Origin of the sequence: Rufibacter ruber, assembly GCF_001647275.1 — a bacterium.
In the GTDB taxonomy this organism is placed as follows: domain Bacteria; phylum Bacteroidota; class Bacteroidia; order Cytophagales; family Hymenobacteraceae; genus Nibribacter; species Nibribacter ruber_C.
The window spans coordinates 1-5365 of record NZ_LRMM01000129.1 but is presented as its reverse complement, the minus strand read 5'-3'; the positions used below and the strand labels follow the sequence as shown (position 1 = coordinate 5365).

The 5365-nt window shown below is 53.8% G+C and carries 5 protein-coding genes; 4 read left to right on the top strand and 1 reads right to left on the bottom strand.

Annotated elements, in window-relative coordinates; translation table 11 throughout:
• Positions 1-403: 403 nt before the first annotated feature.
• The 4 genes from mnmC2 to A8O25_RS21925 all read left to right on the top strand — a co-directional run bounded on the left by mnmC2 (position 404) and on the right by A8O25_RS21925 (position 5172).
• Positions 404-1090: a tRNA (5-methylaminomethyl-2-thiouridine)(34)-methyltransferase MnmC2 gene (gene mnmC2 / locus A8O25_RS21940; RefSeq protein WP_066839739.1), complete on the top strand. Its 687-nt coding sequence runs from the start codon at positions 404-406 to the stop codon at positions 1088-1090.
• Positions 1091-1318: 228 nt separating this feature from the next.
• Positions 1319-3832, top strand: a complete 2514-nt coding sequence (locus A8O25_RS21935; RefSeq protein WP_066839737.1) for a S9 family peptidase — start codon at positions 1319-1321, stop codon at positions 3830-3832.
• 309 nt (positions 3833-4141) lie between these two features.
• Positions 4142-4741 (top strand): hypothetical protein, encoded by a 600-nt coding sequence (locus A8O25_RS21930; RefSeq protein WP_066839735.1) that lies wholly within the window; start codon positions 4142-4144, stop codon positions 4739-4741.
• A 47-nt stretch (positions 4742-4788) separates the two neighbouring features.
• Positions 4789-5172, top strand: coding sequence for an SRPBCC domain-containing protein (locus A8O25_RS21925; RefSeq protein ID WP_066839733.1), 384 nt, complete (start codon positions 4789-4791; stop codon positions 5170-5172).
• Between the two features lie 7 nt (positions 5173-5179).
• Here the strand turns inward: A8O25_RS21925 and A8O25_RS23615 are convergent.
• A partial coding sequence (locus A8O25_RS23615; protein ID WP_206598736.1) for a hypothetical protein occupies positions 5180-5365 on the bottom strand: 186 nt, incomplete at its 5' end.

Here is a 5365-nt window from a genome sequence, read left to right as displayed (position 1 = left end):
CCATAAATTAAGAGATGAGGTCATGCTCATCGCATGTGCTCTCCATAACTTTAAAATAAAACTCAACCAATAAGAGCTTATTCTATATATCCCCTATTACATACCCAATATGTTGAACATTATTCCGAACTGGTAAGAAAAAGCCTGCTCTGGCCGCCAATCCGGGCAGGTAGTGACGTTTCTGTGCGGCTCCAGTTGCAGCATTATGTGTTCTTCAATGGTCACTTCCTCTTTAGAACATCACGCTTAGCCTCAGACTCCCGTTTGGTGAGAAGCTTGCTTTGGCAGACGCTGAAAGATGTAGATTCTGTTTTTGACCTGTTTTTCAGAAAACAGCCCGAAAACGGCCTCCTCCTCTTTCCAGAAATTCCTAATTCTTAATTCTGAATTCTTACTTTTGAAAATGAATTTGGAGGTAAGGCAAACCAAAGACGGCTCTACCACGCTTTTTGTGCCGGAGCTGAATGAACACTACCATTCAGTGCACGGGGCGCTGCAGGAGTCATTGCACGTGTTTATCAAGATGGGGCTGGAGGCAACGCTGCACCGCCTGCCTACAGTACGGGTGCTGGAGGTGGGGTTCGGCACGGGCTTGAACGCGCTGCTTACCCTGCAGCACTCTCGGCTCACCGGGGCCACGGTCCGGTATGACACGCTGGAGAAATACCCTCTCGCGCCGGAGGTGGTACAGCAGCTTCAGTTTGAGAAGTTCATTCTGAACCCGGAGCTGCTGGACTTCTTTCTGCCCCTGCACGCCGCCCCCTGGGAGCAGCCGGTGGCCGTTAGCCCACAGTTCACGCTTCGTAAACTGGAAACCGACCTGGAAGCCTTCGCCCCTGCCCCAGAACAATATGACCTGATTTACTTTGACGCGTTTGCGCCAGAGAAACAGCCCCACCTCTGGACAGACGCCATCTTCCAGAAAATGTATGACTGCCTGGCCCCGGGCGGAACGTTGGTCACCTACTGCGCCAAAGGCAGTTTCAAGCGCAGCCTCAAAGCGGCAGGGTTCGCCGTTGAAGCCTTGCCCGGCCCGCCCGGCAAGCGGGAGATGACGCGTGGGGTGAAAGAAGCGCTGCCGAACAAGTAAAGACGGCTTTGATGCCGCAAGACTCGTTCTGTTTCCGGGCTGTTTTCTGGAAAACAGCCCGGAAACAGAAACGCTGCTTCTCGTGGCCGGGCAAAAGAACACCCCAGAGCATGCCGTTGTCCCCCAGCGGTTTCTCTGCCTGCGTCTGTCCAGAAAACACGGGCGGCGGCGGAAATCAGGAGGTTGTTTTGTACCTTCAGCTCTCCAAACCAACTGACCACCCTTTACATGAGAATGCTCTCTTTTCTGGCGGCCTTTCTATGGGCCAGCCTGAGCCTGCACGCCCAGCCCGGGCAGCCTTCCAAAGCCAATTATGCCTTAGCCGCCCGCTTCTCTCCCAAAAAACTGGAGAAGCTCATCTTCAGCACCAGCGTAGACCCGCACTGGCTCAAGAAAACCGACCAGTTCTGGTACCAGTACGAGACCTCCAGCGGCAAGAACTGGTACGTGGTAGATCCGGCCACTAAATCTAAGCGCGCCATTTTTGACCTGGACAAAGTGGCGGCCGCCATCACCTTGATTGTCAAAGACCCGTTTGACGCGCAGCACCTGCCCATAGAAAACCTCAAGTTCACCGAGGACGAGAAAAGCGTGCAGTTTGAGGTAAAAAGCACCGTGGACGTGGTAAAGAAAGACCGCCTTGATAAGAAAGCGCCAGATTCACTGGAGAAGAAAACCCATTATTTCCAGTACAACCTGGCCACCCGCCAACTCACCGAGCTCAAAGACTACGAGAAACCGAAACGCAAGCCTACGTGGGCTTCCATCTCCCCAGACCAGAAGTTTGTGATTTTCGCCAAGAACTACAACCTCTACTGGATGGACAAGGCCAACTATGAAAAGGCCCTCAAAAACGAGAAAGACTCTACCATTGTAGAAAACCAGCTTACCAAAGACGGCATAGAGTACTACAGCTACGGCGGCGACTCTAACGGCGAGAACAACGTGGAGAAGGAGAAGAACAAGAACAACCGCAAGCCCGCGTACGTGCTGTGGTCGCCAGATTCTAAGTATTTCCTGCTCACCCGCACAGACGCCCGCAAGGTGAAAGACCTGTGGGTGATCCATAACACGGCGGCGGGCCGCCCGGCGCTGGAGACGTACAAATACCAGATGCCCGGCGAGAAAGAGGCACCTATCAGAGAGTTTGTCTTGTTTAACTTCCCAGAGAAAACCCAGAAGAAAATCACCGCCGCCGCTTTCAAAGACCAGGAACTGTCTGTATGGCCGGCCCCTTCAAAGCAAAGTGCCCGGGATGACGAGTTCCGCCCCAGTGTGTGGCATGGCACCAACAACAAGATCTATTTCACCCGCACCAGCCGTGACCTGAAGAAGATTGACGTGTGCGCCCTGGATGTACCCTCAGGCACGGTGAAACCCATCATTGAAGAGCGCTTCAACACCTACGTAGAAGTAGCCCGCGTAGGCTTGGTGAACGGCGGGAACGAACTCATTCACTGGTCTGAGCGCGACGGCTGGGGCCATTTCTACCTCTATGACGGCAACGGGAAACTCAAAAACCAGATCACCTCGGGCCCTTTCCACTGCGAAGACTTAGTGGCCATTGATGAGAAAGCCCGGGTCCTCTATTTTTCGGCCAACGGCCGCGAAGCCAAGGAAGACCCGTATTACCTGCACCTGTACCGCGTGAACTTTGACGGCTCTAACCTGAAACTGTTGAACCGCGGTGACTTTGACCACGCTTCCAGCATGAGCGACAGCCGCCGCTTCTTTGTCAACAATTCCTCGCGGGTGAATACGGTTCCTAAATCTGTGCTGTATGACAACAACGGCAAGAAAGTCATGGACCTGGAAACCGCAGACTTGTCCAGATTAATGGCGGCTGGCTACAAATTCCCGGAGCCGTTCAAGGTGAAAGCCGATGACGGCATCACGGACCTGTACGGCGTCATGTACAAGCCCTTTGACTTTGACTCCACCAAGCAGTACCCCATCATTGAGTACATCTACCCCGGTCCGCAGACCGAGGCGGTGAACAAGGCGTTTGGGCGCAGCATGGACCGCATGGACCGTTTGGCGCAGCTGGGTTTTGTGGTGATTACCGTGGGGAACCGCGGCGGCCACCCGGCCCGATCCCGGTGGTACCATACCTACGGCTACGGCAACCTGCGGGACTACGGCCTGGCTGATAAGAAAGCCGCCGCAGAGCAGTTGGCAGACAAATACTCTTTCATTGACATTAACCGCGTAGGCATTACCGGCCACAGCGGCGGGGGCTTTATGTCAACGGCGGCCATGCTGGTGTACCCAGACTTCTTCAAAGTGGCCGTGTCTGGCGCGGGTAACCATGAGAACAACATCTACAACCGCTGGTGGTCTGAGAAACACCACGGCGTGAAAGAAGTGATTTCCGCCAAAGGCGATACCACGTTCCAGTACAGCATTGACAAGAACCCAGACCTGGCCAAGAACCTGAAAGGCCACCTGCTGCTCACCCACGGCGACATTGACAACAACGTGCACCCCGCCAACACCATTAGAATGGCAGACGCCCTGATCAAGGCCAACAAGCGGTTTGATCTGGTGCTCATGCCCGGCCAGCGCCACGGCTACGGAGACATGACCGAGTACTCCTTCTGGATGACCGCCGATTATTTCTCTAAATACCTGCTGGGCGACTTCTCCCAGACGGTGGACATCACGGAGATCAACAGAGAGACCGAGCAGAATAACAAACGCCCGCAGCCTAGCCGCCGGGCCACGCCCGAAGCCGGGGAATAACCGCTCCGGCTCAAGATAAGCAAGGCCGCTACTTCATGCAGGTGAGGTGGCGGCCTTTTCTTTGTACTGAATGCCTTCCCCGCCCAAACGGCTGTTTTCGGCCTACTTTCGTGAAAACAGGCCGAAAACAGAAACGGTCTGTTTCTGGTTCAACTCCGGGGGTTTTCAAGGCGGCAGCAGCTGGTGGAAGGTTTAAAGCAGTTTTGCGTTTTTGGCCTGTTTTCAGAAAAACAGCCCGAAAACACAACATCAGGACCTCCAGAGGCGGTGTCACATCTTTTTTTGCCGGGCGTCCCGTATAAGGCATCTATGAACCGCCTTTCCTTCCCGGCTCTGGTGCTTGTTGGGTTTCTATGCTCCTGCACCAGAGACAATGCCACCCAATATGAGACCGCCCCTACCGCTGAGACGGTAGAGTCTTCTGTGGCGCCTGCGCCACAGGTTACGTTCCAGCGTTTTACGCAGGAACTGCCGGCGCTCACGCTTCCGTTTACAGCTACCTGTTCGTTTGACTATGTGCTGGCCGAAACCATTGACACCGCTACCACCCGGGCTTTCCTGAAACCGCTTGAAATCCCCTACCGGCGCATTCCCGTGTCTAAAGGCGTTATGGCAGTACTGGCGCTTTTTCCGGCAGATGAAACGTTGCCCCGCCTCAGGACTTTTTCCCAAGAAGGCGTTCTGCTGGATGAACAGGACCTAAAGTTCAACCCCTGCGGGGAAGAACCAGGCTTTTCCCACTCAGAGCAGTTTACCATACAGAAAGATCTTTCTATTGTGCACCTTGACAGCACCACCCGCTGGCAGTTTGACGCCCAGTACAACGAGGTTCCCAATACCAGAAAGCTCACTGTTACCCGTAAACGCTTTACCATTACCGCCAACGGACAAATTACTGAGACGAAATAAGTGGCTGGCTGTTTTTATTTAAGGCTGTTCCCTGAATATCTTCGCACATGCAAGACTTCAAAAAATACTACCTTCTTCCGGCCACCCCTGAGGAAGTGTACATTGCCCTCACCAACCCCATCACCCTGGAGATCTGGACCGGAGACAAAGCCCAGATGTCTACTGAACCCGGTACCGAGTTCTCGCTCTGGGACGGCAGCATTGTAGGCAAGAACCTGGAGTTTGAGGAGGGCCGGAAGCTGGTACAGCACTGGTACTTTGAAGGCGAACCCGAAGACTCTATTGTCACCATCAAACTGCACCCGCACAAGCAGGGCACCTCTATGGAGGTGAAGCAGACCAATATCCCGGATGAGGCGTACAGGGATATGGTGGAGGGCTGGGATGAGGCGTATGCCGGCGCGTTGGTGGCGTTTTTTGAGGAGCAGTAGGAGCCCTTCAGCATTTCTTCTGCCAACGTCTTAGAGCTTGTTTACATTTTGATTTTGCAAGCGAAAACGGGGAGCGAAAGGTTCTTCTATAGCTTTTTTTGAGCAGCATACGCCCCGCTATGGTGCGAGAAAAAAGCAAAGTCAGGTTCTTTTGATACCCGTTTGCAGCGCAAAAGACAAATTTAAACATGCT

Coding starts and splice junctions, on each gene's coding strand:
- A8O25_RS21935 (WP_066839737.1), top strand. CDS start 1,319: ATGAGAATGCTCTCTTTTCTGGCGGCCTTTCTATGGGCCAGCCTGAGC.
- A8O25_RS21925 (WP_066839733.1), top strand. CDS start 4,789: ATGCAAGACTTCAAAAAATACTACCTTCTTCCGGCCACCCCTGAGGAA.
- A8O25_RS21930 (WP_066839735.1), top strand. CDS start 4,142: ATGAACCGCCTTTCCTTCCCGGCTCTGGTGCTTGTTGGGTTTCTATGC.
- mnmC2 (WP_066839739.1), top strand. CDS start 404: ATGAATTTGGAGGTAAGGCAAACCAAAGACGGCTCTACCACGCTTTTT.